Below are 22,315 nucleotides of genomic sequence, written 5' to 3' on the forward strand. Positions count from 1 at the left end.
CCTTCAGGCGACCGCGCGTTCGCCCCTCAACCACCGCCAGCCGTCGATATAATCAAGCACCAGCGAGACCGTATCGACCGCCAGCAGGATCAGAAGATAGCGCCGGAACCCCGGCGCTGTCTCTTGCCCCAGAAGCCAGATCACAAGGCCCAGCATCGGCGTCCAGATCACTACGTGCGGCAGCGCCATCGCCTTGGAAAACCCGCGCTCGATCAGCATCAGCGCGGCGTTGCACAGCATCGCCCCCACCGCCATCACCGCCAGCCACGCGCCGCCCGGCTGCACCACGAAGGCCAGCGACGCGGCATTGACCGGCACGAGAATCACCGCCACCCAAAGCTGCACCCAAACGGGCAGCCGCCGGTAACTCTGCCATATCTGCAAGATCATGAGGCCCCCCGGTTTCTTCTTGGCAAAAATACCCAAACCCCCGGTGGCGGCCAGTGCTCAGGCCGTGCGGGGCCGCAGCGCCAGCCATATGAGCGCAGCCCCCGCCAGCGTGAGAAACGGGATCATCGCGAGGTTGACGGCGGTCCAGCCCGCCTCTGCCGTGCCGCCCGAGCAATTCATCAGCCCGCCCGAGGCGAGCGAGGCAAAGGTCACGCCGCCGAACACGATGAGATCGTTCATGCCCTGCACGCGGCCCCGCTCATGCGCGCCGTGCTCGCCCGCGAGCATGGCCGTCGCGCCGATGAAGCCAAAGTTCCATCCCAGCCCGAGAAGGGCCAGCGCGACAAAGAAATTCTCCAGCCCCACCCCCGACAGCGCCACCGCGCCCGCGCCTGCAAGGATGACAAGGCCGGTGGCGACGATACGTTCGACCCCGAAGCGCGCGATCAGGTGGCCGGTGAAGAACGACGGGATATACATCGCCAGAACATGCGCCGAGACGATATCGGCGGCATGGCTTGGCGTGAAGCCGCAGCCCACCACGGCGAGCGGCGTCGAGGTCATCACCAGGTTCATCAGCGCATAGGCCACCGTCGCGCAGATCACTGCCACGGCGATGCGGGGGGTCCTCAGCAATTCCATCCGCGAGCGCCCGCGCGGCGCGTCATGGGCGGGCACCGGCGGCTTGGGGATGTCGAGCATCAGGAACAGGAACGCGCCCACGAGGTTCACGCCGATCACCGCAAGATAGGTGCCAAGGAACGGGATAACCATGCTCATCGAGGTGAGCTTGACCAGTTGCGGGCCGACAATGGCGCTCAGCAAGCCCCCCGCCATCACGTAGGAAATCGCCTTGGGGCGAAACGCGTCGCTGGCCGTGTCGGCGGCGGCAAAGCGGTAAAAGCCTTGGGCAGACATGTAAGTGCCGGTGAGCAGACTGCCCAGCAGAAAGATCGGAAAGGAGGCCTCATAAAGCCCCCAGGCCCCGACCGCCCCGCCCATGGCCCCGAAGAGCGCGCCGATGAAAAACCCCACGCGTCGCCCGAACCGCTGCATGATATGTGCCATCGGCGTGGCCGAGAGCATCGAGCCCAGCACGATGAGCGAGATGGGCAGCGTCGCGAAACAGATATTGGTCGCGAGCGACTGCCCCGCCAGCCCGCCCACGACGAAGATCATCGGCAGTTGCGCGCCAAGAATGGCCTGCGCGCCCACCAGAACGGCGACGTTGCGGCGGGCGCGGGCATCGGTGTGGGGCAGGGCGGTCTCGGTCATGGCATCAGTGCTAGACCGGGCCTTGGACGGGCGCAAGTGGCCACGCGCTCAATCGTGATGCGGGCGCACCCGGTGATAATCGCCGCTGAGATAGGTGAGCGGCCTTTCCCCGGCGATCGAGATCGCGCGCACCGCGCCGATGCAGATGGCATGGGTGCCGTGCAGCACATGCTCGCTCAGCGCGCAGGAAAACGCCGTCGCGCGCGGCAGAAGGGGGCCATGCGCGCCCTCGATGATGTCGAGACCGTGAAACCGCGCGGCGGGGTCTTCGGGCGACGGCCCGGCAAAGGCGCGCGCCACGTCGGCGGCATCCTCGGGCAGCACGTTGACGCAGAAGGCGCGGTTGTCCAGCACCGTGCGCGCGATGCGGCTGTCGGCGCGCAGGCACACCAGCACCGAGGGCGGGTCTGCCGAAAGCGAGGTAAAGGCGCTGACGGTGGCCCCCGCGCGCCCCGCCGGCCCCTCGGTCGTGACAACGGTCACGGTCGCCGCGACCTGTCGCATGGCGGCAAGAAAGGCGTCGCGGTCCACAGTGGCGCTTGTAACAGTCACGCGGCTCTCCCTGTCGCTTGCCGGGCATGGGTAGCGGTGAAACGTGATCTGGTAAAGACCGCTGGCCGCCTCGCGGCGCAACTAGCGCGGGCTAGGGCCGGGTCCAGCCCTCTCTCCAGGGATCAGCGCGGATCGCCCTCGGGCGGCCTGATGCGCTGCACCAGAACGCTGCCGGTCTCGACGATGCCTTCCATCCGCTCTTCGAGGCGGATCATTTCCGCCATGGCGCGGGTGAGTTTTTCGCTCTCGTCGCCCAACTCGCCCAGATCGGCAAAGACCCGTTCACTGGTGGCAATCTGCGCCTCGGCATTGGTGACGACGGCGCGCAGGTCCTCGACCAGATCGCCCGCGCCGGTGCCATCGGTCGTGGCCATGCTGCGCGCCTCGAGATCGGCCACCGCGCGGCGCGCGGCGTCGAACCAGGCCTGCGACAGGCGCGGCTCTGCCTTGGCGCTAAGCATGGCGGACCGCTCCAGGTGGCGGATGCGGCGGGTCAGGCAATCGATTCGGTCGCGCAACTCGCCCTGGATGCTGACGATATCGGCATTGACCGCGACCACGCGTTGCAGCACGGCGTCAAGCTCTTCCATCAGGCGGCAGACGCGATCGAGAAACAGGTTGAGATCGCGCGCCAGCACGCCGAATTCATCCGCCGTGCGAATCTCGGCCCGGTGGGTCAGTCCGCCATAAGCGCGCGCCAGCCTGCTGACCACCGAGCGCAGGCCCAAAAGCGGCTCCAGCCGCGCGCGCAGGATGAGAAACAACAACACCGAATGCAGCACGATCTTGCCCAGCGACAGCAGCCCCGAAAGGCGCATATCGGCCACCCATTCCGAGAAATCCGTGGCGAGATCCCGGCGCACGGTGACCTCGCCCAGCACATCGCCCACCTGCGCCTCGGAATGGCACGCAAGGCAGAATGGCTCGGCGGTGACGGGCAGGGTGGCGGTGTTGTTCACGGCCTCGGGCCACTGCCCGCGCGGGATGCCCTCGGCGGTGATGCCGAACCCGGCCTCGATCGAGCGGGTGGTGACCGGCGAGGGGGTGATGGCGATCAGATAGCCGAGATCGTTCCAGTTGCTCTCAAGGATCGGGTAGATGGTGCGCGCAGCGACCGGCCCGCCCTCGTTACGCATGATCGAGCGCACGTTGTCGGCGATGGTCTCGGCGGCGCTCGCCACCTCGTCCGGCCCGTCGGTGCGAAACGCGTAATAGACCATCCCGGCCTTGAGCGCGAATTCCAGCACCGTGACCAGCACCAGAAGCACAAAGAAATCGCGGATCATGTGGATCAGGAAGGATTGATCGAACCGCCCGATCAGGGGGCTGCTCTCGTCGAGGCTCTCGCGCGCCATGTCACTCTCCCGGTGTCATGGACAAGGGGTTAGGCGAAACCGCGTTGATAATAAAGCCACGCATGGCTCACACGGTGACGCGTTCGCGCGAGCGCGCTGTCACATTTCAGGTGCAGGGGCTGCGCGCGGCGATCTCGTCCATCGCCTCGCAGGCCGCCTCGAGCGTGAGCAGGATCGAGGCGTGGCGGTTCTTGTAATCGCGCGCAGGCCGCAGCACCTCCAGCCCGTCAAAGGGCGCGGGCGGGGTAGGCCCCCCCTCCTTGAGCATGGCGCGAAGCGCATCGCGCGCGGCGGTGATCTCGGCGCGGGTGCAGCCGATGATATTGGCCCCCACCACGCTTGCCGCCGCCTGACCGAGGGCGCAGGCCTTGACCTCAGCGGCGTAGTCGCTCACCCGGTCGCCGTCGCAGCACAGATCGACCGTCACCGTCGAGCCGCAGAGCGGCGCGCGGCGGCGCACGCTGGCCTGCGGGTTCGCGAGCCGCCCGTGGCGCGGAATATCCGCCGCAAGCGCCAGGATACGCCCGGAATAAAGCTTGATAAGGTCGGTCTCGCCGCTCATGGCTTTCCCTTTGTGCCGCTGCCCCATAAATAGGCGGCTGAGCTACAGATGCAAAAGGATTTTGCCATGCCGTTCGATCCCGCGACGCTCAGCTATGATGCCAATGGCCTGATCCCCGCGATCGCGCAGGACCACGAAACCGGCGAGGTCTTGATGCTGGCATGGATGAATGCCGAGGCCGTGGCGCGCACGCTTCAAACGGGGCGTGTGACCTATTGGAGCCGGTCGCGGCAAGCCTTCTGGATCAAGGGCGAGACCTCGGGCCATGTGCAGGAGATGGTCGAGATGCGGCTGGATTGCGACCGCGATTGCCTGCTGGTGCAGGTGCGCCAGACCGGGCCCGCCTGTCACACCAACCGGCGGTCGTGTTTCTATACCGCGCTGCGCGGTGGCGAGGAGACCGAGATCATGGGGCCGATGGAAGGCTGAGTATTTATGGAAAGATGAAGCCGCTATAGTCCGACCATGGCGCGGACATCGCGTGGGCTGGCACCCTCGGCGCGGTAGGTCGCGATGGCGCGGGCGTCGTCGCGCTTGGCAAGGCGGCGGCCGCCCTCGTCGCGGATCAGCCGGTGGTGGTGATAGGCGGGCGTGGGTAGGCCAAGCAGGCGTTGTAGCAGAACGTGGATCTGCGTGGCGTCGGCGAGATCCTCGCCGCGGATGACATGGGTGACGCGCTGATCGGCATCGTCGAGCACCACCGCGAGATGATAGGCCGCGCCCATGTCGCGGCGGGCAAGCACCACGTCGCCGACGGTTTGGGGCAGGTTTCGCGGCATTATCGTTTCGGATTTCTCTTTGTATATCAGAGGTGTCGAGAGCGTTTCGCAGGCGCGTGACATGTCGAGGCGCAGCACCGCCTCCTCGGGCATCGCGCCGGTTGGCGGCGTGGCAGGGCGGCAGGTGCCGGGATAGATCACCCCGTCGGGGCCGTGCAGAGGCGCGCCCTCTTGCGGTGCGGAGGCGGCGGCGCGGATATCGGCGCGGCTACATGAGCATTGATATAGAAGACCCTGATTCCAAAACATTTTGAGCGCGTCGCGATAGCGCAGCAGGCGCGTCGATTGGCGCATCACCGGGCGGGGCCAGTCGAGGCCGAGCCAGCCCAGATCGTCGAAAATCTGCGCCTCCCAGTGAGGGCGGCAGCGGCTCTGATCGAGATCGTCGATGCGCAGAAGGAACGTGCCCCCTTCGCGGCACGCCCTGTCATGGGCCGACATCGCCGAGAAGGCATGGCCCAGGTGCAGCGGCCCGGTGGGTGACGGCGCGAAACGGGTTATGAACATCTTGTCAATGGGTTACGAGGCAAGGCTCATGTCCTGCGCCGCGAGCCACGAGGCCCACGCGGCCTTGGCGCGGTCGGTATAGGCCTTGTAGCGATGCACGCGCCCGCGCCGCCCGCCCTTGAGCCCGTCAACGGGACGGAAGAGGCCGAAATTCACGTTCATCGGCTGAAAGCTCCTGGCCTCGGCACCGCCGGTGATGTGGTGCACGAGCGCGCCCATCGCGCTGTCTTGGGGGACCGGAGGCAGGTTCTGCCCGAGGATCTCGGCGGCGGCGAGGCGGCCCGCGACAAGCCCCATTGCGGCGGATTCGACATAGCCCTCGACCCCGGTGATCTGCCCGGCAAAGCGGATATGGGGCCGCGCGTGCAGGCGCAGGCGGTCGTCGAGCAGCGTGGGCGAATTCAGAAACGTGTTGCGGTGGATGCCGCCAAGCCGCGCGAAGCGGGCATTTTCCAATCCCGGAATCATCTTGAAAACAGAGGTTTGCGCGCCATACTTCATCTTGGTCTGAAAGCCGACGATATTGAAGAGCGTGCCGAGCGCGTTGTCGCGGCGCAACTGCACGACGGCGTGGGGCTTGATCTCGGGCTGATGCGGATTGGTCAGGCCCACCGGCTTCATCGGGCCGTGGCGGAGCGTCTCGCGGCCGCGTTCGGCCATCACCTCGATGGGCAGGCAGCCGTCGAAATAGCTGGCCGTTTCCCCCTCGTGAAACTCGGTCTTTTCCGCCGCCAGCAGCGCGTCGATGAAGGCCTCGTATTGGGCGCGGTCCATGGGGCAGTTGATATAGGCGGTGCGTTCCTCCTCGGTTTCGCCCTTGTCATAGCGCGACTGCATCCATGCGCGGGACATGTCGATACTGTCGTAATGCACGATGGGGGCGATGGCGTCGAAAAACGCCAGCGCATCGCGCCCGGTCTCGCGGGCGATGGCCGCGCCGAGGCCCTGCGACGTCAGCGGGCCGGTGGCGATGATCCAGCAACCATCCTTTGGAAGTTCTTTTATTTCAGCGTGTTGCACGGTGATCTTCGGGTGTTGCATGAGGTATGCCGTCACCGACCGGGCAAAGGCCTCGCGGTCCACCGCGAGCGCGCCGCCCGCAGGCAGGCGGTGGCGGTCGGCCATCTCCATGATGAGGCCCCCGGCGGCGCGCATTTCCCAGTGCAAGAGGCCAACGGCGTTCTGCTCGTCATCATCCGAGCGGAAGGAATTGGAGCAGACCATTTCCGCCAGATCTCCGGTGCGATGCGCAAAGGTCTTGATATTGGGGCGCATTTCGTGGATCACCACATCCACGCCCATGCGCGCGGCCTGCCATGCGGCCTCTGCCCCGGCCATGCCGCCGCCGACGATATGAAGCGGGCCGCTCATTGCTGCCAATCCGGTTCGCGCTTTTGCAAGAAGGCGTTGATCCCCTCGTCGGTGTCAGGCTCGAGCATGTTCTCGACCATCACGGCACCGGTATGGGCATAGGCCGCGTCAAGCCCCAGCTCCAACTGCTCATAGAAGGCCCGCTTGCCGATGCGCACGGCGCTGCCCAATTTGGCGGCCACGGTTTCGGCGAGGTGCATGGTCTCATCCGCGAGGCTCTCGGGCGCAACCGCACGGTTGATGAGACCAAGCGCCTGCGCGCGCTCCGGGTCGATGAACGCGCCGGTGGTCAGCATCTCGAAGGCCTGCTTTCGGGTCACGTTGCGCGAGAGCGCCACCATGGGCGTGGAGCAAAAGAGCCCGATATTGACGCCGTTGACGCCGAACCGCGTGCCATGCGCCGCCACCGCCATGTCGCAGCTTGCGACAAGCTGACAGCCCGCGGCGGTGGCGATGCCGTGGGGGGCGGCGATGACCGGCTGCGGCAGGTTGCGGATCGCTGTCATCACGGCGGTGCAGCGGGCGAAAAGATCGGCGAAATAGGCGCGGCCATTGTCCGGCGACTGGCGGGCGGCCTGCATTTCCTTGAGGTCGTGGCCCGCGCAGAAGGCCTTGCCCGCGCCCGCGAGTGTCACCACGCGAATGCTGCGATCCTGCTCCAGCCGTGCGAACTCTGCCGAGAGCGCGGCAAGCATCGCATCCGACAGCGCGTTGAGGTTGCCGGGTGAATTGAGGGTGAGCCGCGCGATTGCGCCGCTGTCGTCACGCTCGAGAATTGCCATCTTGTCTCCCTTTCGATCTTGGGGGCATTCTCGCACGAAACGGGGCAGGGAGGAAAGCATGACCGTTATCATGGGCGCGCAGGAGTTGAGCGAATTTCTGGGCCGGGAATTCCCGCAGGTGGCCGGGGATTTCGCCATCGAGGAGGTGGGCGACCGGCGCATCCGGGTGCGGCTCGTGGTGGGCGAGCGGCATTTGCGGCCCGGCGGCACGGTGTCGGGGCCGTCGATCTTTGCGCTGGCGGATGTGGCGATCTATCTTGCGCTGCTGGCGATGATCGGGCCGGAGGCGCTGGCGGTGACGACGAATTGCGCCATCGACTTCATGCGCAAGCCCGCCGCCAATACCGACCTGATCGCCGAGTGCCGCTTGCTCAAGCTGGGCCGGGTGCTGGCGATTGGCGATGTGCTGATCTATTCCGACGGCGCGCCGGAGCCGGTGGCGCGCGCCAGCCTGACCTATTCGATCCCGCCGAAATGAGCCTGATAAGCTGAGTCTGCGTTAAATATTTGCGCGCGCTGCGGGCGTGGCTAAGCTGCGTGGAAAACGGGAGGGAAAAAATGACGCAGACGCGGCCCGAGGGCGTGCCGGAACTGGGCGAGGTGCGCATGGCCATGCTGGGCGAGGCGCTGCGGCGGGGCTGGGCCGATATGGCCCGCGCGCCGGGCTATGCGGTGCTCTTTGCCGGGGTCTATGTGGCGATCGGGCTGGCGATGGCGGGGATTACATGGGCCACCGGCAAGAGCTATTGGCTGGTTTTCGCCGCCGTCGGCTTTCCGCTGGTGGGGCCGTTCGCGGCGGTGGGGTTTTACGAGGTGAGCCACCGGCTGAGCGAGGGGCGCGCGCTGGTGGCGGGCGAGATCATGGGCGTGATCGCGCATCAGCGGCGGCGGCAACTGCCCTCGATCTGCGCCATCATCATCATGGTGTTCCTGTTCTGGTTTTTTCTCGCGCATATGATTTTCGCGCTGTTTCTTGGCCTTTCGACGATGACGAATGTATCGTCGTCCTTCGATATCTACTTCACCTCGCAGGGCGTGAGCATGTTGGCGGTGGGCAGCGGCGTGGGGGCCTGTTTCGCGCTGCTGATCTATGCGATCACGGTGATCGCGCTGCCGCTGCTCCTGGATCGCGAGGTGGATTTCGTGACCGCCATGCTCACAAGCTTCACCGTGGTGACGGAAAACCCGGTGCCGATGCTGGCCTGGGCGGCGTTGATCGCCGTTCTGACATTTCTCGCGCTACTGCCGGCGTTCCTGGGGCTGTTCGTCGTGCTGCCGCTTCTGGGGCACGCGACATGGCACCTTTACCGGCTGTTATGCGAGGCGGGGGCGGCGAGCCCCGAGAGGTAGGTATCGAGCGCGCGCGCGAGCAGGGCGCGGGCCTCGGGCGGGTGGTTCAGCCCGGCGGAGTTGCGCAGATATAGCTCGACCACGCCGTGGCTGAGCGACCAGATATGCGCGGCGATCTCGCCCGTGTCGGGCCCGAGACCGGCGCAGCCCGCGTGCAGCAGGTCGCGCGCCTCGCCCGCCGCGCGCGCCAGCGCCGGGCGGCGGGCGATGTCGATGCCGCTCTCGAACATGGCGATGTAATGGCCGGGATGGTCCTCGGCAAAGGCGAGATAGGCGCGCGCCATGGCCCGAACGCGCAGGCCGGGGGCGGTCTCGTCCAGATCGGCCAGCATTGCGGCAAAGAGGCCATAGCCCTGCCGCGCCACCTCGGCGATAAGGTCGTCACGGCCTGCGAAATGGCGATAGATGGCGGCGGGGGTCACGCCCGCCTGTCGGGCGGCCTCCGAGAGGGTAAAACCCTGCGGCCCTTTCTGCACGATGAGCGCGAGCGCCGCCCCGGTCAGGGCCTCGCGCAGGTTTCCGTGGTGGTATCCGCGCTTGGCCATGGCCGGTCTCAGGTTCTAAGATCGGTCGTCTCGACGCCGATTTTCGTGCTGTCATAGGGGGTTGTCTGGTAAATCTCGGACAGCCAGTTGCCGTAGAGCAGATGCGCATGGCTGCGCCAGCGGTTTTGCGGGGCGCGCGCCGGATCGTCGCCGGGATAGTAGTTGCAGGGCACGTTTATGGGCGTGCCGGCGTCGATGTCACGGTCGTATTCCTGTTTGAGCGTGTCGCTGTCATATTCGAAATGGTTGAAGATATAGAGCGCGCGATGCGCGGTATCCTCGACCAGGCAGGGGCCGACCTCGTCGCTGTCCAGAAGGATGCGCAGCCCCGGAACGGCCTCGATCTCGGCGCGCTTCATCTCGGTCCAGCGGCTGACGGGGATCACGCATTCATCGGAAAACCCGCGCAGATAGGGCGAAGCGGGGGCCATGTTACGGTGGCGGAAACAGCCGAAGGCCTTGGCTTGCAGCATGTGTTTCTTGACGCCGTGGAAATGATTCACCATCGCCATGCCGCCCCAGCACACGCCGAAGGTGGAATGGACATGGGTTTGTGTCCACGCGAAGACGCGGGCCAGCTCGTCCCAATAGGTCACGGCGTCGAACGCCAGATGCTCGATCGGCGCGCCGGTGATGATGAGCCCGTCATATTTGTCGCCCGACTCTGCTACCTCGTCAAAGGGGCGGTAAAAGCTCTCCATATGCTCGGCGGCGGTGTTCTTGGCCTGGTGCTCGGACATGCGGATGAGGTCGAACTCGATCTGCAAGGGCGTGGCCCCGATGAGGCGGGCGAATTGCGTCTCGGTCTGGATTTTCTTGGGCATCAGGTTCAAGAGCCCGATGCGCAGCGGGCGGATATCCTGCCGCGCGGCCTGGTCCGGGTCCATCACCATGACGCCCTCGCGCTTGAGCACGGCATGGGCGGGCAGGGTGGCGGGGATCTTGATGGGCATGGGGCGTAGTCCTTGGGCGTCAGGTCTGGCGGCGGGTGATGGCCGCGGCGATGAGGGCGTCGAAGCGTTGCGCGTCGGTGGCCTGCGACACCTCGTCGGCGGTGACGCGCACGCCCCATTTCGCCATCGCCGCGTAGCGCGGCTGTCGGTGGGCGAGCGCGCGCGCATAGGTCCAGCGGATAAAGGCATCTGGATCAACTTCACCCGGCAGACATTTGTTTTCGCGAAGATATTCCTCCCATACGCGGGCGAGGAACTCGGGCTGATAGGCCATCGGCTTGGGCGCGCGGTCAAAGCGGCGGATGAGCTCGGCGGTGTGCGCCTCCGACCCCTCAATATAGACCAGCAGGCAGTGGCGTGACAGCTCTGACAGGATCGGGTCGGCGGGATCGTCGCCATCCACCCATTCGCAGATCGAGCCGCCGGTATCGCAGATGAAATGCGGATAGCCATAGAGCCGCTCGGCGCGCTCGATGAAATAGCCGGTGTCATGCAGCGCGTTGATCTCGGCCTGGCGGAACTGTTCCTGGCGGCGGCGATACTCGTCGATGGGCATGCCGCCCTTGGCCGGATTGCCGGGTTTACCCAGATAGGTGGAGACCGGGGCAAGGTTGTGAAAGGTGATGTTGGAGCCGATATAGATCGAATCCGACAAGAGCAGATCGCGCAGGAACGGCACCTGCATGGCGTGCGCCTTGGCGTTATCGACGATCAACTCTCCCATGTAGCGGGTGCCGATGCGGTAATCTATCGAGTAGTGAAACCAATCACCCGCGTCGCGCAGCATCTGCGAAACATGGGTCTTGCCCAGGCCTGACATGCCGTAGAACAGCACCCGTTTATGCGTCGCCTCACGCCAGTCCTGCGCGTTGTGGTAGATCATCGCCGGTCCCCTTTGATCACGGTGCTACAAAGCGCGCGCGGGGGCGTCAAATGGCAAAATACGCGAGGCCCACGAAAAAACCCGCCCCGGTGAGGGGGCGGGGGCATGGCCGTGATCCTGCGGCTTGCGCCGGGTCAGTAGCGATAGGCGATCTTGAAGCCGACGCCGATGGCATCGTTATCCTTGAACTCGGTCCGAAGCGCACCGATTTCGGTCGGGGCATCCCCGATCCACGTATAGTTCACCCCGCCGGAAAGGATCATCCCGCTCTCGTTCTCGTAACGCGCGCCCACGGTCACGCCGAACTTGCCATCCGTGGGGCCGAGGTTGGACACCGGCGTATTGTCGTCGTTTTCCTCGTAGGTGAACGAGACCGAGCCCGAGAATTTCGGCGTGAACCGCCGCCCGACGCCGATGGTATAGGTATAGGCATCGTCGGTGTAGGACAGGAATGGCCCGCCGGTCAGGATCTGATAGTCACGGGGCGTGATCGTGAAGCCGGACCAATCGACCCAGCGCACGCTGCCGAAGACCAGCGTGTTCTGGGCAACGCCGGACTGGAATTCCAGGTTGATCGACTCGGGCGTGTTGATCTCGGTCGTGCTGGTTGTCGTTCCGAAAGCGACCGTGGTTTCAGTGGTCTTGTGGTTGGTCTCGATGGACGAGTTGTAGGTGAGCGATACCCGCAGGGCGATTTCGGGCTTTTCATAGGAAATACCCACGACATGACCGACACCCTCATCGGTTTCGCCTTCTACCGAATAGGCGGCAACGATCGGCACATCGGAATCAGCGGAAATTTTCTGCAAGCGCAGCCCGCCATGAACGCCAAACCCGTTGGCGAAGCGATAGTTCAGCAATCCGGTGATGGCATCCGCATCGAGCGTCGCATTCGTGCCCGCGATCGGCCATTGGCCCGCCGCGATATTGCCGCCGGCGGTTGCCGCCGCGGTTCCGGCGAACGGAACAGACGTGCCCGAATAGGTGATATCGGCGCCAAACGGCTGGTCATAGATGATGGCGGCGCTCAGGCGATCGTTGAACTGATACTTGTAGGCCGCGCCCACCTGCCAATAGCTGTCTGCCACTTCGCCGGATTGGCGTGAGACGCCGGGCGCGACCGCGACGGTGCCCGATACCGAGGGGTTGACCACACCAAAGCTCAGCTCCGCGTAGTTGCCCTTCTCAAACAGCGCCTGAATGGATTGCCCTGAACGGTCGATACCACCGGCCCCGGCCCCCCCTGCGGATACGACCAGACCGGTCGCAACCAGTGCGAGATATTTCATGATGTCCCTCTCCTCCAGAAGATTTGATGTCACATTACCGTCATCGCGAAACCCGTCAATCTTTGACGCGACGTCACGAAGGCACATCGCGCGCCCGGTGGCGTAATGGCCACAGGCCGGGTGCGCGCATGGTCGACGCGTATGGCCGATCAGCGGCGTTTGCGCGTCTCGACCCAGAGGTTGAGGTAATTCGCGCCAAAGATCACGCCCGCGCCCACAAGCACCAGCGCATCAATGCCCTCGCCATAGACCATGAGGCCGATCACCGCGATGAGCGGCAGGCGCAGGAAATCCACCGGCGTGACCACGGTGGCGGGCGCGATGGAAAGCGCCGTGGTCAGGCAGACATGCGCCAGAAGCCCGGCACAGCCGATGACGATAAGCCATGGCAGAGCGGCGGGCGAGGGCAGGGCGATATCGCCGTCGATCCCGGCACAGACCAGGCCAAAGATGATCTGCGTGAGCGTCATCCAGAAGAGGATACAGGTGAGGCTCTCGGTCCGGGTGAGCCGCTTGGTTGCCAGGATCGAGCCGGCAAACCCGATAGCGGCGGCGGCGGCGGCAAGCGTGCCTGCGTTGATCGTGTCGGGCGAAGGGCGCGCGACGATCACGATGCCGACAAATCCGATCAGCGCGGCCAGCGCGCGCACCCGCGTCATCCGCTCGCCCAGCACCAGCGGCGAGAGCACCAGCACCCACAGGGGCGAGGTGAATTCCAGCGCAAAGACCTGCGCCAGCGGGATCGCGGTGATGGCGTAGAACCACAGGTTCTGGCCTGTGAAATGGCTGAGGTTGCGAATAAGGTGCAGGCTAGGCGAGCGGGTGGTGATGGAGCGGATATGGCCGGTGGCACGCGCCACGACAAGCACAAGGACAAAACCCACAACGCTGCGATACATCATGATCTCGAAAGTATCGAGCTCAATGCTGACCGCGCGCCCAGCCACCGCCATCGAGGAAAACGACAGCACCGCCCCCAGCATCCACAGCGCCGCGCGCAGCACGGCTGCGGGATCGGTGCGGGGCGGCGCGGGGGCGAGGCTCATTCTTCGGTCAGGGTGAAATCGCGCGGCAGATGCTGGCTGATGCGCCACCAGTCGCTGGCCCGCGTGCGGGCCTGATGGGCGTCAAAGGCGGCGCGGTCGGCAAAGCGCTCGGAGACCGTGAACACCCCCGGCGCGGTCTCGGTCACGTCAAAGGCAATGCAGCCCGACTCTGCCCGCGTCAGGCGGATATGCTCTTGCACGGCGATGCGAATTGTCGCGGCCTCATCGCTTGGACAGGTCATCGTGCCGGTCAGGCGGATCACTCCCATTCGATGGTCCCCGGTGGCTTCGAGGTCACGTCATAGGTGACGCGGTTGATGCCCTTGACCTCGTTGATGATGCGCGTTGCGGTCTCGCCGAGGAAATCATGGGTGAAGGGGTAGTAATCGGCGGTCATGCCGTCCACGCTTGTGACCGCGCGCAGCGCGCAGGCGAAATCATAGGTGCGCCCGTCGCCCATCACGCCCACGGTGCGCACCGGCAGGATGGCGGCGAAAGCCTGCCAGATGTCGTCATAAAGGCCGTGACGGCGGATCTGGTCGATGAACACCGCATCGGCGCGGCGCAGGATGTCGAGCTTCTCGCGGGTGATCTCGCCGGGGCAGCGGATCGCGAGGCCGGGGCCGGGAAACGGGTGGCGGCCGATGAAATGATCAGGCAGGCCAAGCTCGCGGCCAAGCGCGCGCACCTCGTCCTTGAAAAGCGCGCGCAGCGGCTCGACAAGTTTCAGGCCCATCTTTTCGGGCAAGCCGCCCACATTGTGGTGCGATTTGATCGTCACGCTTGGGCCGCCCGAGAAGCTGACGCTTTCGATCACGTCCGGGTAAAGCGTGCCCTGGGCAAGGAATTCCGCGCCCTCGATGGCGTTCGCGTGTTTCTGGAACACGTCGATGAAGAGCCGCCCGATGATCTTGCGCTTGGTCTCCGGGTCGCTTACGCCGTCAAGCTCGCCCAGGAAAAGCTCTGCCTCATCGGCATGAATGAGCGGGATGTTGTAATTGTCGCGGAACATGGCCACGACCTCTTCGGCCTCGTTCTGCCGCAAGAGGCCGTGATCGACGAAGACGCAGGTCAGTTGATCGCCGATCGCCTCGTGGATCAGAACGGCGGCGACCGAGCTGTCGACGCCGCCCGAAAGGCCACAGATCACGCGGCGGTCTCCCACCTGTTCGCGGATCTTGGCGATTGCCTCCTCGCGATAGGCGCCCATCGTCCAGTCGCCGGTAAAGCCCGCGAGGCGCACGAAATTCTGATAGAGCCGCGCGCCGTTCGGGGTGTGGTGCACCTCGGGGTGGAACTGCACGGCATAGAACCGGCGGTCGCGGTCGGCGGTGATGGCAAAGGGCGCGCCGGGCGAGGTGGCCAGCGTCTCGAAACCGGGGGCGATCTCGGACACGTGATCGCCGTGGCTCATCCAGACCTGCTCGCGCGCGCCCTCGGCGAACCAGCCCTCCAGCAGCTCGCTGTGCAGCCCCGTGGGGGTGACAAAGGCGCGACCGAACTCGGCGGTGGCGGTCTCGCCCGCCTCCACGCGCCCGCCAAGGTCGTGCATCATCACCTGCTGGCCATAGCAGATGCCGAGGATCGGCACGCCGAGATCATAGACCGCACGGGGCGGGCGGGGGCTGCCCTCGCGCATAACGCTGTCGGGGCCGCCCGAGAAGATCACCGCACGCGGGCGCATCTCGTGCAAGAGCGCCTCGGTCACCGCCTGATAGGGGTGGATTTCGCTATAGACGTTCAATTCGCGCAGGCGCCGCGCGATAAGCTGCGTCACCTGGCTGCCGAAGTCGATGATAAGAAGGCGGTCATGCATGGGCTTTGTCATGGCCAGCCTGTTAGAGCGCGCGCCCCTTCTGCGCAAGAGGATGTGTGGCTGTTGTTCGCCACCTGGGACAAGGTGCCCGCTGTTATGGAAGGGGGGGCGGTCAGGGGTTGGCGCGGGCGCTGCGCGGCTCCCTCAACGTCCGCTCCAGGCCCTTCACACCGCCTGCCGCACCGCATTGCACAGCATGGCAGGCCCGATCATCCTCTTGCAATACCTGCTACCGATAGCCCGGCCCGGTGGTGATCTCGTTCTGGTGCATCGCGATGCGCACCGCTGCGGCGCGCCATGTCGCTTTTCCCCCCAACGCGACGCTATCCGCCACCGCGGCAGGAACCTGACGCGTTAGAACGGCTGAAACCCCCGCATGTTCGCGGGGATCACACGATTCCGACCGGTCTCGAAGGAAAAGGGGGCTTTCATGGCAGAAGCAGCAACGCAGGGCAGGCGGGCACGGGGCGGCGGCGGGGCCGCGCGCCGGGCCGAGCGCACCGCCGTGAGCGTCGAGACCGCGCGCTATATCGAGCGCAACATCCCCAATTTCGAGGTGCTGACCGAAGAGGCGCTCGAGATCATCGAGACGAATGCCGAGATCATCCTCGAGGAGATCGGCGTCAATTTCGTGCAGAACCCCGCCGCGCTGGAGCGTTGGCGGCAGGCGGGGGCGGATGTGCAGGGCGAGCGGGTGCGCATCCCGCGCGGCCTTGCGCGGCAGCTTTGTTCCACCGCGCCGTCAAGCTTTACCCAGCACGCCCGCAACCCCGCGCGCAATGTCGAGATCGGCGGGCGCAACCTGGTGCTGGCCCCGGTCTATGGCCCGCCCTTCGTGCACGATATGGAAGGCGGGCGGCGTTACGCCACCATCGAGGATTTCCGCAATTTCGTGCGGCTGGGCTATATGTCGAAATGGCTGCACCATTCCGGCGGCACGGTCTGCGAACCGACCGATATTCCCGTCAACAAGCGCCATCTCGACATGTTGCTGGCGCATATGACGCTCTCGGACAAGCCGTTCATGGGATCGGTGACAGAGCCGTCGCGCGCGCAGGACAGCGTGGATATGGCGTCGATCCTCTTCGGGCAGGATTTCGTGCAGGCCAACACGGTGATGACCAGCCTCATCAACGTCAACTCGCCGATGACCTTTGACGACACGATGATGGGATCGCTTGAGATCTATGCCGCCAACAACCAGGCCTGCATCATCTCGCCCTTCATCGTCGGCGGGGCGATGGCGCCGGTCTCGGTGGCGGGCACGCTGACGCAGGTGCTGGCCGAGTTGCTGGCAGGCATTGGCTATAGCCAGCTTGTGCGCGCGGGCGCGCCGGTGATTGCAGGCGCGTTCGTGACCTCGATCGACATGAACAGCGGCGCGCCCACGTTCGGCACGCCCGAGGCCGCGCATATCACCTATGGCGCGGGGCAATTGGTGCGGCGGCTGGGGCTGCCCTACCGTTCGGCAGGCTCGTTCAACGGCTCCAAGCTGCCCGACGCGCAGGCCGCCTACGAGACCGCCAACAGCCTCAATGTAGGGCTGCTCGCGGGTGTCAACTTCATGTTGCATTCCTGCGGCTGGCTGGAGGGCGGGCTGGTCGCCTCTTTCGAGAAATTCGTGATGGACGCCGATCAGCTCGGCACGCTGCACCACCTCGCGCGCGGGGTGGCTTGCGACGAGAGCGCACAGGCGATGGACGCGCTGCGCGAAGTCGGGCCGGGCGGTCATTACCTTGGCTGCGCGCATACCCAGGCGAATTTCAAGACCGCGTTCTGGCGCTCGGATCTCTTTGATTACAAACCCTACGAGACATGGTCCGAGGAGGGCGCACGCGACACCGCGACGCTTGCCAATGCGCGGGTCAAGAAGCTTCTGGCCGATTACCAGCAGCCCATGCTCGACCCTGCGGTGAACGAGGCGCTGGCGGCTTATGTGGCCACGCGCAAGGAGGGGATGCCCGACGCGTTCGGCTGAGCGGTCGGCGCGGTGCGTGACTGAGCGGCCAGAAGCTCCGCCTCGGCCATCACCGCGATCAGCAGGGCGACGTGATCGGCGGCGCGGTAGGTGAGCGCGCCGCCCCGGCGCGCCGCGTCCTGCGTGCGCTCGATTTCCAACAGCGATGCCAGTGCTTGCGGCACGGGTGGCACCGGGCCGGGGCCGAGCAGGCGCGGCAATGCCGCATCGCGCCGATAGGCCCGCACCCCGAACCGCGCGGCGCGCACCAGAAGCGGCGGGCGGCGAAGACGGGCCAGCGCCCGGTGAATCTCTGGCAATTTGTCAGGCATCGCGGCAACTCCCTTTTACGTCCGTCACGATCACTCGCGACCATGCGGGGCCAAGCCTTGCATGGCCTGGCAGGGTGTTGCGCCGCGCACGGGGGGAGCGCGCGGCGGGGGCAGGGATTGTTCATAGTTTGTCAACGAAGGTTTAATTTCTGGAAACAGTTAACGAACCGGTAATCATTGCACGCCTAAGTTGAGCGGACCATGTGGATAAACCTGTGGACAACTTGCCCGGCTGCCTGGGCAGGACCGCAGACGGAAATCGGGGAACCGCGATGCAAGAGCAGCTTTTGACCAAACCCACCTTGCCGAGGGTGCCAACCTGGGTGCCCGAGGCCGCAGTCTATTATCTTGCGCATATCGAGTCGGGTGCGTCGATCCGGGCACTGGCGCGGCGGTCGGGGCGGCATGCCTCGACCGTGCTGCGCCAGATCCGGGCCTTCGAGACGCGCCGCGACGATCTGCTCGTGGATGATGCGCTGCGCAGGCTGGGCGTTCTCGTCGGTCATGCAAGGATACCCGGTTCCCCAAACCCGGAGACCGGTATGAGCCTGACATCATCCCCCCCGACACACGACATCCCCCCCACGCTGAGCAATGCGCGCCTGCGGCAAGAGGCGCGGCGCGTGTTGCGACGGCTTTGCGAGAGTGGCGCGCGGCTCGCCGTGGCCGCCGAGATGGACAAGGCCGTGGTGGTGCGCGACACCGGCACCGGACAGCCGACGCGCACCGCCGTGGTGGCGCGCGAGGTGGCCGAGGCGCTGGCGCTCAAGGCCTGGATCGCCTGCGATGCGCCGGGGCGCATCTCGCGCTATCACGTCACCGCCAAGGGGCGTGCGGCGCTGGGGGCGCTGTTGGCCGAGGAGGAAAACGTGGCCACGGGACTGCGCGAGGTGGCGGTGCTCGATGGCGACGCGGCGGGCGGCGATCCGGCCTCGGGCAGCGAGCGGGCGCGCTTTGCCCCCGGCGACACGCCGCTTGCGGCGCTGGCGCGGCGGCGCGACAGGGACGGCGCGCGGTTTCTCGACGCGGCGCTTGTCGCGGCGGGCGAGCGGCTGCGCGAGGATTTCGAGCTGGCACAGATGGCCCCGCGCATGGCGCAGACATGGGAGCATTTCCTGAGCGATATCGACGAGGGCGGCGGCGTGCCGGAGGTGCAGGGATTTGGGGCCGAGGCGGCGCGCGCGCGGCTCATCGGCGCGCTGCGCGAATTGGGCCCCGGTCTGGGTGATGTGGCGCTGCGCTGTTGCTGCTATCTTCAGGGGCTGGAGACGGCCGAGAAGAAAATGGGCTGGTCGGCGCGTTCGGGCAAGATCGTGCTGCGCATCGCGCTGCACCGGCTCAAGCGGCATTACGAGCGGCTGGGCGCGCGGGCGGGGATGATCGGCTGAGCGCAAGCCAGAGCCGGGGCAGGGGGCCTTGTGCCGGGCGGTCAGCGCGATACTGTGCCGCGCATGACCGTCACCCTGCGCCAGCTTCGCTATTTCCGCGCGCTTGCCGAGCAGCGCAATTTCGGGCGCGCGGCGGCGGCGATGAATATCTCGCAGCCTGCGCTCTCGGTGCAGATCCGCGAGCTGGAGGCGGCGCTTGGCGCGGCGGTGGTGGAGCGGCGCGCCCGCGATATCGCGCTCACCCCCTTTGGCCGCCGGGTGCTGCACCATGCCGGGCGCGTGCTGGACGAGATGCAGGCGCTGACCGAGGCGGCGCGCTGGCACGGGGGCCTGTCGGGCGAGTTGGCGCTGGGCATCATCCCGACCATCGCGCCCTATATCCTGCCCGGCGCGCTGGCGGCGCTGCGCGCGCGCGACATCGCGCTGGACGTGCGGGTGCGCGAGGCGCGCACCGAGGAATTGGTCGCCGATCTGCGCGGCGGGCGCATCGACGCCGCGCTGATGGCGCTGCCGCTGCCGTCGGGGGATCTGGAGGCGGCGGAGCTTTTCGAGGATCGCTTTTTGCTGGCGGGCAATGCGGCGCGGCTGGCGGCGTTTGATGGCGTGGCGGCGGCCCCCGATCCCGCTGCGCTGGGGCAAAGCCCGCTGCTGCTGCTGGAGGATGGCCATTGCCTGACCGATCAGGCGCTGGAGGTCTGCGGGCGGGGCCGGGGCCATGCGCAGATCGACACCGGGGCCTCGTCGCTGGGCACGCTGTCGCGGCTGGTGGCGGCGGGGTTCGGGCTGACGCTGATGCCCGAGATCGCCGCCGGGGTCGAGGCGCGCGCGGCACCGGGGCTGGTGCTGCGCCGGTTCCGCAGCCCGGAGCCCGCGCGCCGGGTGGCGCTGGTGCGCCGGCGCGGGGCGGGCGAGGCGCGCTGGTTCGCCGATCTGGCGCAGGTGCTGCGCGAGGCGGGCGAGGCGCCGGTGGCGACGGCCCGCGCCACATGGGGCGCGGACCGCTAAACGCCAGGGCACTCGTCACAAGGCGATGGCGGTGTTGACCGCAGCACATACCGGCACGCGGCGCGGCGCACTGGAACTCGCCATCTGCCTTGGGTATAGTCGCAATAAGTTACCATTTCATTCGCGGGGAAAATATCGTGCGCGATCTCAAGATACCCGGCGAGCGCCACCCCGAGAAGGCGCGCCGCCCGGACAATGCCCAGCCCAAGAAACCCGACTGGATCCGCGTCAAGGCCCCGACCGGCAAGGGCTATACCCAGACCCGCAACATCATGCGCGAGCACAAGCTGGTCACGGTCTGCGAGGAGGCGGGATGCCCCAACGCCGGCGAATGCTGGAGCCAGGGCCACGCCACGATGATGATCATGGGCGAGATCTGCACGCGCGGCTGCACCTTCTGCAACGTCGCCACCGGCAAGCCGCAGACGCTTGATGCGTTCGAGCCGGGGCGCGTGGCCGATGCGGTGTCGAAACTGGGCCTAAACCATGTTGTCGTCACCAGCGTCGACCGCGATGATCTGGATGATGGCGGGGCCGAGCATTTTGCCCAGACCATCCGCGCGATCCGCCACCGCAGCCCCGGCACCACGATCGAGATCCTGACGCCGGATTTCCTGCATTGCGCGCCCGAGGTGCTGGACATCGTGGTTGCGGCACGGCCCGATGTGTTCAACCACAATCTCGAAACGGTGCCGGGCCTCTATCCGACGGTGCGCCCCGGCGCGCGCTATTTCCACTCCTTGCGGCTCTTGCAGCGCGTCAAGGAGCTTGACCCGATGATGTTCACCAAGTCGGGCATCATGGTGGGCCTTGGCGAGGATCGGCAGGGCGTGCATCAGGTGATGGATGACATGCGCGCGGCGGGGGTCGATTTCCTGACCATCGGGCAATATCTGCAACCCACGCCCAAGCATCACGCGGTGGATCGTTTCGTGCATCCTGATGATTTCGCCGCCTATGAAAAGGCGGCCTATGGCAAGGGCTTCCTCATGGTGTCGGCGACGCCGCTTACGCGGTCGAGCTATCACGCGGGCGATGATTTCGCACGGCTGCGCGCGGCGCGGCAGGCGAAACTGGCCTGAGCCAATGTCGGGCACCTGACAGAGGCAGCCCAATGATGATCCGGCTTGCCGCGCAGTGCGGCACTACAAGCGTCGTGACAGACCTGTTGCTGACGTTAGAGTTTTCCGATGCGAGCCGCGCGGTCGCTGGGCCGGGGCCCAGCGATCGCGCGGCCCCCTTTGGGCTTGATTCCGCGCGGGGGTAGGGGGCGAACGGCGGCTTCAGGCCAAGAGCATTCCCCTGTGCCACATCCGGCACTTTGTATCAGGTGGCGAACACGAGCCGAACCGGGCAGGGCGGTCAGGCCCGCTTGCGCCGTTTGCCCTCTTCCTCGGGCTTGCGCTCAGGCGGATAGACCAGCCCTGCCGAAATCACCAGCTTGGCCGCGTCCTCGATGCTCATATCAAGCTCGATCACGTCCTCGCGCGGAAAGAACAGCAGAAAGCCCGAGGTTGGGTTGGGCGTGGTCGGAACAAAAACGCTCAAAAGGTCGCTGCCGGTCTGCGCCTTGCCATTGATCTCGCCGCGCGCCTCGGTCGAGATGAAGCCGATGGCCCAGATATCCTTGCGCGGATATTGCACGAGGCACGCCTTCTCGAAGCTGCGCTCGGATTGGGCGAATACCGTCTCGGCGATCTGCTTCACGCCCGAATAGATCGAGCGCACCACCGGCATCCTGTCCACCAGCGATTCGGCAAAGATGATGAGCGAACGCCCGATCAGCCCCTTGGCGATCCAGCCCACGATAATGGTGAAGATGAGGAAGATGATGACGCCGACGCCGCGCAGGTTTATGCCGATATATTCCTCGGGCTGAAAGCCTGCGGGGATGAGCGGCAGCACCATTCCGTCCACCCAGCCCGCCACCGTCCAGATCAGCCACAGCGTGAGGCCCACCGGCGCGACCACCACCAGCCCGGTGAGAAAGCTCGCCCGGAGGCCCGACAGGCGGCGCGGCTTGCGCGGCTCGGGCGGCAGGTCATCGAAGGGGGTGTTCATCCGCAGGGCTCCCGTCTGTGCCACCGCCGATATCTAGCCATGATGCATCGCCGCGACAATGGGCATCCGGGGGGGGCATCGCCATATCGGCAGGGGTTGCGCCGCGCGCATGGCGGG

The 22,315-nt window shown here is 66.0% G+C and carries 24 protein-coding genes; 7 read left to right on the plus strand and 17 right to left on the minus strand.

Features of this window, described 5'->3' with window-relative positions; genetic code table 11:
• Window positions 1–3: 3 nt before the first annotated feature.
• The 5 genes from ABIE58_RS01320 to ABIE58_RS01340 all read right to left on the minus strand — a co-directional run bounded on the left by ABIE58_RS01320 (window position 4) and on the right by ABIE58_RS01340 (window position 4,134).
• Window positions 4–390, minus strand: coding sequence for a hypothetical protein (locus tag ABIE58_RS01320; protein WP_354542865.1), 387 nt, complete (start codon window positions 388–390; stop codon window positions 4–6).
• A 57-nt stretch (window positions 391–447) separates the two neighbouring features.
• Window positions 448–1,665 carry an MFS transporter gene (locus ABIE58_RS01325; RefSeq protein WP_354542866.1) on the minus strand — a complete coding sequence of 406 codons (1,218 nt, stop codon included), beginning with the start codon at window positions 1,663–1,665 and terminating at the stop codon, window positions 448–450.
• A 48-nt stretch (window positions 1,666–1,713) separates the two neighbouring features.
• Window positions 1,714–2,217, minus strand: coding sequence for a flavin reductase family protein (locus ABIE58_RS01330; protein ID WP_354542867.1), 504 nt, complete (start codon window positions 2,215–2,217; stop codon window positions 1,714–1,716).
• 122 nt (window positions 2,218–2,339) lie between these two features.
• Window positions 2,340–3,572, minus strand: coding sequence for a HAMP domain-containing protein (locus tag ABIE58_RS01335; RefSeq protein ID WP_354542868.1), 1,233 nt, complete (start codon window positions 3,570–3,572; stop codon window positions 2,340–2,342).
• Between the two features lie 106 nt (window positions 3,573–3,678).
• A complete protein-coding gene (locus ABIE58_RS01340; protein ID WP_354542869.1) occupies window positions 3,679–4,134 on the minus strand; it encodes an iron-sulfur cluster assembly scaffold protein in 456 nt (151 codons plus the stop codon).
• A gap of 66 nt (window positions 4,135–4,200) precedes the next feature.
• Between ABIE58_RS01340 and hisI the strand changes: the two genes are divergently transcribed.
• Window positions 4,201–4,563 carry a phosphoribosyl-AMP cyclohydrolase gene (gene hisI, locus ABIE58_RS01345; RefSeq protein ID WP_354542870.1) on the plus strand — a complete coding sequence of 121 codons (363 nt, stop codon included), beginning with the start codon at window positions 4,201–4,203 and terminating at the stop codon, window positions 4,561–4,563.
• A gap of 23 nt (window positions 4,564–4,586) precedes the next feature.
• On the opposite strand, the gene gluQRS is transcribed toward hisI, so the two are convergent.
• From gluQRS to ABIE58_RS01360, 3 genes are read right to left on the minus strand one after another with little or no spacing between them, the layout of a single operon-like run.
• A complete protein-coding gene (gluQRS, locus tag ABIE58_RS01350; protein ID WP_354542871.1) occupies window positions 4,587–5,420 on the minus strand; it encodes a tRNA glutamyl-Q(34) synthetase GluQRS in 834 nt (277 codons plus the stop codon).
• Between the two features lie 12 nt (window positions 5,421–5,432).
• Window positions 5,433–6,791, minus strand: coding sequence for a methylenetetrahydrofolate--tRNA-(uracil(54)-C(5))-methyltransferase (FADH(2)-oxidizing) TrmFO (trmFO, locus tag ABIE58_RS01355; protein ID WP_354542872.1), 1,359 nt, complete (start codon window positions 6,789–6,791; stop codon window positions 5,433–5,435).
• Window positions 6,788–7,573, minus strand: coding sequence for an enoyl-CoA hydratase (locus tag ABIE58_RS01360; RefSeq protein ID WP_354542873.1), 786 nt, complete (start codon window positions 7,571–7,573; stop codon window positions 6,788–6,790). Before ABIE58_RS01360 ends, trmFO begins: the two co-directional genes overlap by 4 nt.
• A 58-nt stretch (window positions 7,574–7,631) precedes the next feature.
• Between ABIE58_RS01360 and ABIE58_RS01365 the strand changes: the two genes are divergently transcribed.
• Both ABIE58_RS01365 and ABIE58_RS01370 read left to right on the plus strand, forming a co-directional pair.
• Complete coding sequence (locus ABIE58_RS01365) at window positions 7,632–8,051, plus strand: PaaI family thioesterase (protein ID WP_354542875.1); 420 nt, start codon at window positions 7,632–7,634, stop codon at window positions 8,049–8,051.
• A gap of 80 nt (window positions 8,052–8,131) precedes the next feature.
• On the plus strand, window positions 8,132–8,923 hold the full coding sequence (locus ABIE58_RS01370; RefSeq protein WP_354542876.1) for a DUF2189 domain-containing protein: 792 nt from the start codon (window positions 8,132–8,134) through the stop codon (window positions 8,921–8,923).
• On the opposite strand, the gene ABIE58_RS01375 is transcribed toward ABIE58_RS01370, so the two are convergent.
• The 7 genes from ABIE58_RS01375 to guaA form a co-directional block, all read right to left on the minus strand.
• Complete coding sequence (locus tag ABIE58_RS01375) at window positions 8,878–9,468, minus strand: TetR/AcrR family transcriptional regulator (protein WP_354542877.1); 591 nt, start codon at window positions 9,466–9,468, stop codon at window positions 8,878–8,880. The two genes, ABIE58_RS01370 and ABIE58_RS01375, sit on opposite strands and share 46 nt — an antisense overlap.
• A gap of 8 nt (window positions 9,469–9,476) precedes the next feature.
• A complete protein-coding gene (gene metA, locus ABIE58_RS01380) occupies window positions 9,477–10,421 on the minus strand; it encodes a homoserine O-acetyltransferase MetA (RefSeq protein WP_354542878.1) in 945 nt (314 codons plus the stop codon).
• A 19-nt stretch (window positions 10,422–10,440) separates the two neighbouring features.
• Window positions 10,441–11,304, minus strand: a complete 864-nt coding sequence (locus tag ABIE58_RS01385; RefSeq protein ID WP_354542879.1) for an ATPase — start codon at window positions 11,302–11,304, stop codon at window positions 10,441–10,443.
• 134 nt (window positions 11,305–11,438) lie between these two features.
• Entirely contained in the window at window positions 11,439–12,593 is a 1,155-nt protein-coding gene (locus tag ABIE58_RS01390) for a hypothetical protein (protein WP_354542880.1), read from the minus strand.
• A gap of 149 nt (window positions 12,594–12,742) precedes the next feature.
• Complete coding sequence (locus ABIE58_RS01395; RefSeq protein WP_354542881.1) at window positions 12,743–13,639, minus strand: DMT family transporter; 897 nt, start codon at window positions 13,637–13,639, stop codon at window positions 12,743–12,745.
• Window positions 13,636–13,908 carry a putative quinol monooxygenase gene (locus tag ABIE58_RS01400; protein ID WP_354542882.1) on the minus strand — a complete coding sequence of 91 codons (273 nt, stop codon included), beginning with the start codon at window positions 13,906–13,908 and terminating at the stop codon, window positions 13,636–13,638. The genes ABIE58_RS01395 and ABIE58_RS01400 overlap by 4 nt, the downstream gene beginning before the upstream one ends.
• Window positions 13,899–15,467: a glutamine-hydrolyzing GMP synthase gene (gene guaA, locus ABIE58_RS01405; protein WP_354542883.1), complete on the minus strand. Its 1,569-nt coding sequence runs from the start codon at window positions 15,465–15,467 to the stop codon at window positions 13,899–13,901. The genes ABIE58_RS01400 and guaA overlap by 10 nt, the downstream gene beginning before the upstream one ends.
• Before the next feature lie 418 nt (window positions 15,468–15,885).
• Here guaA and ABIE58_RS01410 point away from each other — a divergent pair, with 418 nt between their 5' ends.
• The gene (locus ABIE58_RS01410) at window positions 15,886–17,433 is read left to right on the plus strand and encodes a trimethylamine methyltransferase family protein (protein WP_354542884.1); all 1,548 of its coding nucleotides are present in this window, start codon (window positions 15,886–15,888) and stop codon (window positions 17,431–17,433) included.
• On the opposite strand, the gene ABIE58_RS01415 is transcribed toward ABIE58_RS01410, so the two are convergent.
• Window positions 17,388–17,744: a DUF6477 family protein gene (locus ABIE58_RS01415; protein ID WP_354542885.1), complete on the minus strand. Its 357-nt coding sequence runs from the start codon at window positions 17,742–17,744 to the stop codon at window positions 17,388–17,390. The two genes, ABIE58_RS01410 and ABIE58_RS01415, sit on opposite strands and share 46 nt — an antisense overlap.
• A gap of 272 nt (window positions 17,745–18,016) precedes the next feature.
• Between ABIE58_RS01415 and ABIE58_RS01420 the strand changes: the two genes are divergently transcribed.
• The 3 genes from ABIE58_RS01420 to lipA all read left to right on the plus strand — a co-directional run bounded on the left by ABIE58_RS01420 (window position 18,017) and on the right by lipA (window position 21,219).
• Window positions 18,017–19,132 (plus strand): DUF6456 domain-containing protein, encoded by a 1,116-nt coding sequence (locus ABIE58_RS01420; protein WP_502950050.1) that lies wholly within the window; start codon window positions 18,017–18,019, stop codon window positions 19,130–19,132.
• A gap of 63 nt (window positions 19,133–19,195) precedes the next feature.
• On the plus strand, window positions 19,196–20,137 hold the full coding sequence (locus ABIE58_RS01425) for a hydrogen peroxide-inducible genes activator (RefSeq protein ID WP_354542887.1): 942 nt from the start codon (window positions 19,196–19,198) through the stop codon (window positions 20,135–20,137).
• Window positions 20,138–20,274: 137 nt separating this feature from the next.
• On the plus strand, window positions 20,275–21,219 hold the full coding sequence (lipA, locus tag ABIE58_RS01430; RefSeq protein ID WP_354542888.1) for a lipoyl synthase: 945 nt from the start codon (window positions 20,275–20,277) through the stop codon (window positions 21,217–21,219).
• Between the two features lie 280 nt (window positions 21,220–21,499).
• Here lipA and ABIE58_RS01435 read toward each other — a convergent pair whose 3' ends face one another.
• Window positions 21,500–22,198 carry a DUF502 domain-containing protein gene (locus tag ABIE58_RS01435; RefSeq protein ID WP_354542889.1) on the minus strand — a complete coding sequence of 233 codons (699 nt, stop codon included), beginning with the start codon at window positions 22,196–22,198 and terminating at the stop codon, window positions 21,500–21,502.
• Between the last annotated feature and the right edge of the window lie 117 nt (window positions 22,199–22,315).

Source organism: Roseovarius sp. MBR-78 (assembly GCF_040547535.1).
Lineage (GTDB): Bacteria > Pseudomonadota > Alphaproteobacteria > Rhodobacterales > Rhodobacteraceae > Roseovarius.

Excerpts from the sequence above, each read along its gene's own strand:
- hisI (WP_354542870.1), top strand. The coding sequence starts at position 4,201 with ATGCCGTTCGATCCCGCGACGCTCAGCTATGATGCCAATGGCCTGATC.
- ABIE58_RS01365 (WP_354542875.1), top strand. The coding sequence starts at position 7,632 with ATGACCGTTATCATGGGCGCGCAGGAGTTGAGCGAATTTCTGGGCCGG.
- ABIE58_RS01360 (WP_354542873.1), bottom strand. The coding sequence starts at position 7,573 with ATGGCAATTCTCGAGCGTGACGACAGCGGCGCAATCGCGCGGCTCACC.
- ABIE58_RS01425 (WP_354542887.1), top strand. The coding sequence starts at position 19,196 with ATGACCGTCACCCTGCGCCAGCTTCGCTATTTCCGCGCGCTTGCCGAG.
- ABIE58_RS01385 (WP_354542879.1), bottom strand. The coding sequence starts at position 11,304 with ATGATCTACCACAACGCGCAGGACTGGCGTGAGGCGACGCATAAACGG.
- trmFO (WP_354542872.1), bottom strand. The coding sequence starts at position 6,791 with ATGAGCGGCCCGCTTCATATCGTCGGCGGCGGCATGGCCGGGGCAGAG.
- guaA (WP_354542883.1), bottom strand. The coding sequence starts at position 15,467 with ATGACAAAGCCCATGCATGACCGCCTTCTTATCATCGACTTCGGCAGC.
- ABIE58_RS01370 (WP_354542876.1), top strand. The coding sequence starts at position 8,132 with ATGACGCAGACGCGGCCCGAGGGCGTGCCGGAACTGGGCGAGGTGCGC.
- metA (WP_354542878.1), bottom strand. The coding sequence starts at position 10,421 with ATGCCCATCAAGATCCCCGCCACCCTGCCCGCCCATGCCGTGCTCAAG.
- ABIE58_RS01390 (WP_354542880.1), bottom strand. The coding sequence starts at position 12,593 with ATGAAATATCTCGCACTGGTTGCGACCGGTCTGGTCGTATCCGCAGGG.
- ABIE58_RS01400 (WP_354542882.1), bottom strand. The coding sequence starts at position 13,908 with ATGGGAGTGATCCGCCTGACCGGCACGATGACCTGTCCAAGCGATGAG.
- ABIE58_RS01375 (WP_354542877.1), bottom strand. The coding sequence starts at position 9,468 with ATGGCCAAGCGCGGATACCACCACGGAAACCTGCGCGAGGCCCTGACC.
- gluQRS (WP_354542871.1), bottom strand. The coding sequence starts at position 5,420 with ATGTTCATAACCCGTTTCGCGCCGTCACCCACCGGGCCGCTGCACCTG.
- ABIE58_RS01335 (WP_354542868.1), bottom strand. The coding sequence starts at position 3,572 with ATGGCGCGCGAGAGCCTCGACGAGAGCAGCCCCCTGATCGGGCGGTTC.
- ABIE58_RS01420 (WP_502950050.1), top strand. The coding sequence starts at position 18,017 with ATGCAAGAGCAGCTTTTGACCAAACCCACCTTGCCGAGGGTGCCAACC.
- ABIE58_RS01320 (WP_354542865.1), bottom strand. The coding sequence starts at position 390 with ATGATCTTGCAGATATGGCAGAGTTACCGGCGGCTGCCCGTTTGGGTG.
- ABIE58_RS01410 (WP_354542884.1), top strand. The coding sequence starts at position 15,886 with ATGGCAGAAGCAGCAACGCAGGGCAGGCGGGCACGGGGCGGCGGCGGG.
- ABIE58_RS01415 (WP_354542885.1), bottom strand. The coding sequence starts at position 17,744 with ATGCCTGACAAATTGCCAGAGATTCACCGGGCGCTGGCCCGTCTTCGC.
- ABIE58_RS01340 (WP_354542869.1), bottom strand. The coding sequence starts at position 4,134 with ATGAGCGGCGAGACCGACCTTATCAAGCTTTATTCCGGGCGTATCCTG.
- ABIE58_RS01395 (WP_354542881.1), bottom strand. The coding sequence starts at position 13,639 with ATGAGCCTCGCCCCCGCGCCGCCCCGCACCGATCCCGCAGCCGTGCTG.
- ABIE58_RS01325 (WP_354542866.1), bottom strand. The coding sequence starts at position 1,665 with ATGACCGAGACCGCCCTGCCCCACACCGATGCCCGCGCCCGCCGCAAC.
- ABIE58_RS01435 (WP_354542889.1), bottom strand. The coding sequence starts at position 22,198 with ATGAACACCCCCTTCGATGACCTGCCGCCCGAGCCGCGCAAGCCGCGC.